The following is a 3575-nucleotide window of genomic DNA, read 5'->3' as shown; positions in this document are numbered from 1 at the left end:
GGGCACATTCTAAACTGGGTTGCGACAAATCCCCTATCTTGCTGGAAAGCAAGGAGAACGGACAATGGCGCACAAAGAGCTGGACCTGCGTGAGCGGCGCAGGATCGAAGACCTGCTGAACGCAAAGCTGCCGGTCAGCAGGATTGCCGCAGAGATCGGTCGGCATCGTTCGACCGTCTACCGCGAGATCAAGCGCAATGCCTTCGCGGCGCGCACGGAAGAGGTCGCCTACCTCGATGGCTACTACGGCATGGTCGCGCAGCGCAAAGCCTTCGACCGCCGGGCCCGGAGGCGCAAGCTGACCCGGCTTGTGGATTTGCGCGAAGCCGTTATCGACCGTCTCAAGGCTGGCTGGTCGCCTGAGCAGATCGCCGGCCGGATGCGCCTCGATGGTCTGCCCGTGACCGTCAGCCACGAGACCATCTACGCCCATGTCTATGGCCCCGAGGGCCGTGCCGAAGAGTTGGCCCGACACCTGCCCAGCCGGCGCAAGAAACGCAGGCCCCGGTATGCGCGGCGGTCCCGCAACCAGGTCTTCCCGCCCGAACGCTCGATCCATCAGCGACCAGAGTACGTCAAGACACGGGAAACATTCGGAGAATGGGAAGGCGATCTGATGATCTTCGAGCGCGCGCAAGGCTCGATGAACGTCGCAACGCTGGTCGAGAGAAAGACCCGCTTCGCGGTCCTGTTCCGCAACAACGATCGCAGCTCCACGCACTTCATGAACAGCTTGATGAACGTGATGACGCCGCTGCCCCAGCCGGCACGCAAGTCGATCACCTTCGACCGTGGGTTCGAGTTTCGCGACTGGCGAAAGCTTGAGGCCGGCATCGGGACAACCGCCTGGTTCTGCGACCCGCAGGCACCCTGGCAGAAAGGCTCGGTGGAAAACCTGAACGGACGGGCCCGCCGCGTCCTGCCCCGCGATACGCCTCTCGCATCCCTTTCGGGACCCCAGATGAAGGAGATCAGCGAGAGGCTGAATGCGACACCGCGAAAGTGCCTCGGATGGCGCACGCCAACGGAAGCCTTCAGAGAGGAAATGGTGAAACTGAGATAGCGGAACCTGTCGCAACCACCCTTGAGCTCACACGGGTGGATTCACAAACGAAGTGCAAATTCTGTATCAAAACAGAAGTTTGCATGGAGGATGTGGAATGGGTCGTTGTTACCTTCAGCTGAGTTTCGAGGAGCGGATCAAGATTGCCAAGTGGCGCGAGGCCAAAATGTCGATCCCCGAGATCGCGGATCGCCTGAGCCGCGCCCCCTCGACCATCTACCGCGATCTGAAGCGCAATCACTTCGATGGCGGCGACCTGCCCGAGCTCGCGGGATACTACGCGCTGAATGCCCAGACCATGAGCGAGAAGCGCCGCGCCCTTCACCGCAAGATGATTCAGCACCCGCAGCTCAAAGCTGCCGCCCCGCATGGTCTCAAGGCTGGCTGGTCGCCGGAGCAGATCGCCGGCCGGATGCGTCTCGAGCAGCATGGGGTCCGTGTGAGCCACGAGACGATCTATCGCTACGCCTACTCGAAGGACGGTCGCGCCGAGCAGTTCTACCGGCACCTTCCCGAGCATCGCAGACGCCGCAGACCTCGTGGATACCGCCGGTACCAGCGCAGCCACATCTCGGACGCGCAAAGCCTTTCAAACAGGCCGGATTGCGTCGCCGAGCGCGTTGAGTTTGGGCACTGATGGTGTGGATACCTCACCCCGCAACGGCATCGCGATGTGCCAAGATGGTGATGTTGAAAAGCACCAGCATGGAGGAGGTATCCGTGGAAGAGGTTACAGTCATCGGCATCGACTTGGCAAAGTCGGTTTTTCAACTCCACGGCGCGGATGCGTCAGGACGGCCCGTGTTCCGCAAGAAGCTCTCGCGGGCGCAGCTCACCCGGTTCATGGCCGAGCACCCGCCCTGCCTCGTCGCCATGGAGGCTTGCGCTTCGTCGCACTATTGGGGGCGGGAGTTCGTGAAACTCGGCCATGAGGTGCGGCTAATTCCGCCGATCTACGTGAAGCCCTTCGTGAAGCGGCAGAAAAACGATGCTAATGACGCCGAGGCCATCGCGGAGGCCGTGGTGCGTCCGACCATGCGGTTCGTGCCCGTGAAATCAGAAGAGCAGCAGGCCAGATCCATGGTCTTCAAGACACGCGATCTCCTTGTTCGACAACGCAACGCGCTCATCAACGCGCTGCGCGGGCACCTCATGGAATATGGCATCATCGCACCTCCCGGACGGACATTTGTCAGGAAACTCGAGGCGCAGGTCGATGCGCCAGAGAGCATGCTCCCATCCGGCGTCACCGAGCTTTGTCGCCTGCACCTCGAGCAGATTGGCAGTCTCGACGTCATGATCATGAAAATAGAAAAGCGCCTCAAAGAAGAAGCCAAGAGCGATCCAGAGACGATCCGCCTGCAGACCGCCCCGGGTGTCGGCCCCGTCAGCGCCATGGCAATTCAAGCCTTCGCCCCGCCGATGGAAGGGTTCCGGAGGGGGCGTGATTTTGCGGCCTGGCTGGGTCTCGTCCCCGTTCAAAAATCGACAGGTGGCCGGCAAATTCTGGGGCGCACCTCCAAAATGGGGCAACGGGACATTCGCAGACTGTTGATCATCGGCGCCATGACGCGGGTCAGATGGGCGGTCAAGAACGGCCCTCCCAAAGGGTCCTGGTTGGAGCAGATGCTGGCGCGCAAGCCCCGGATGCTGGTCGCCATCGCCCTGGCAAACAAAACCGCCCGCGCGATCTGGGCGATGATGACGAAACAAGAGGACTATCGAGACCCCGCCCTTGCCGCGTGACACGGTGAGGGTTGGCAGGTGTGAGACGGACATTGAACAGTAAGGACAAACGATCGACCAGATCGAGGTTGGGGAAACCAGGCACTCCCAGAGAGCTTGCAACTCGGGCGCATTGATATGGACCCAACCTTCGCATCGCCATACCGGCCCGCGGCATTGTCAAAGCCGCACATCGAGGCCTGACACATGACCGTACCCGATCACATGTTCGACCCGTTCAAGAAAGGCTTGCACCGACCGAGGTATCCACACATGGGAGTGCGACTTGGTGATGTTCCGCAAGGAGCACGGCAAGATCACCGTGACCTCCCTGGTGGAGCGTGTCAGCCGCTACACCGTCGTGCTGCGCAACGAGGACCGACGATCGAAGCCGATCATGGAATCCCTCATCCAGGGGCTCTCGGCCCTGCCCGCCGACGCACGCCAATCCATCACCTTCGACCGCGGAACCGAGTTCTCGGCATGGCGGCGGCTCAAGGATGGGATCGGCGCGGACAGCTGGTTCTGCGACCCGCAGGCGCCTTGGCAGAAAGGCACAGTCGAGAACACCAACAACCGTCTGCGCAAGTTCCTGCCCCGCTCGACCGAACCGACGGCGCTGACAAATCGATATTTGAGGTCGATTTGCCAGCGCCTCAACGCGACGCCCCGTAAATGCCTGGGCTACCGAACGCCTGCCGAGGTCTTCGAGGCTAAGCTCGTGGATATCCGGAACAGACTGACATAGAATAGGAAATCAGGCTTTGCGCTTCGGCGTGAGTTCACA

2 protein-coding genes and 2 pseudogenes are annotated in these 3575 nt (G+C 61.2%); all 4 read left to right on the top strand.

What is annotated here, in order from left to right; genetic code table 11:
* Window positions 1-64: 64 nt before the first annotated feature.
* Complete coding sequence (locus G0D83_RS30710; RefSeq protein WP_164198517.1) at window positions 65-1063, top strand: IS30 family transposase; 999 nt, start codon at window positions 65-67, stop codon at window positions 1061-1063.
* Between the two features lie 97 nt (window positions 1064-1160).
* Window positions 1161-1697: pseudogene (locus G0D83_RS30705) on the top strand (IS30 family transposase); the annotation flags it as partial.
* Window positions 1698-1783: 86 nt separating this feature from the next.
* Window positions 1784-2809: an IS110 family transposase gene (locus tag G0D83_RS30700; RefSeq protein WP_164198518.1), complete on the top strand. Its 1026-nt coding sequence runs from the start codon at window positions 1784-1786 to the stop codon at window positions 2807-2809.
* Between the two features lie 253 nt (window positions 2810-3062).
* Window positions 3063-3536: pseudogene (locus G0D83_RS30695) on the top strand (IS30 family transposase); the annotation flags it as partial.
* Window positions 3537-3575 lie beyond the last annotated feature (39 nt).

It is taken from the genome of Salipiger sp. PrR003 (assembly GCF_010500785.1).
Taxonomy (GTDB): domain Bacteria; phylum Pseudomonadota; class Alphaproteobacteria; order Rhodobacterales; family Rhodobacteraceae; genus Salipiger; species Salipiger pacificus_A.
Note: the sequence above shows the minus strand (reverse complement) of the source record. Positions and strands in the feature narration are given on the sequence as shown.

Excerpts from the sequence above, each read along its gene's own strand:
- G0D83_RS30710 (WP_164198517.1), top strand. The coding sequence starts at position 65 with ATGGCGCACAAAGAGCTGGACCTGCGTGAGCGGCGCAGGATCGAAGAC.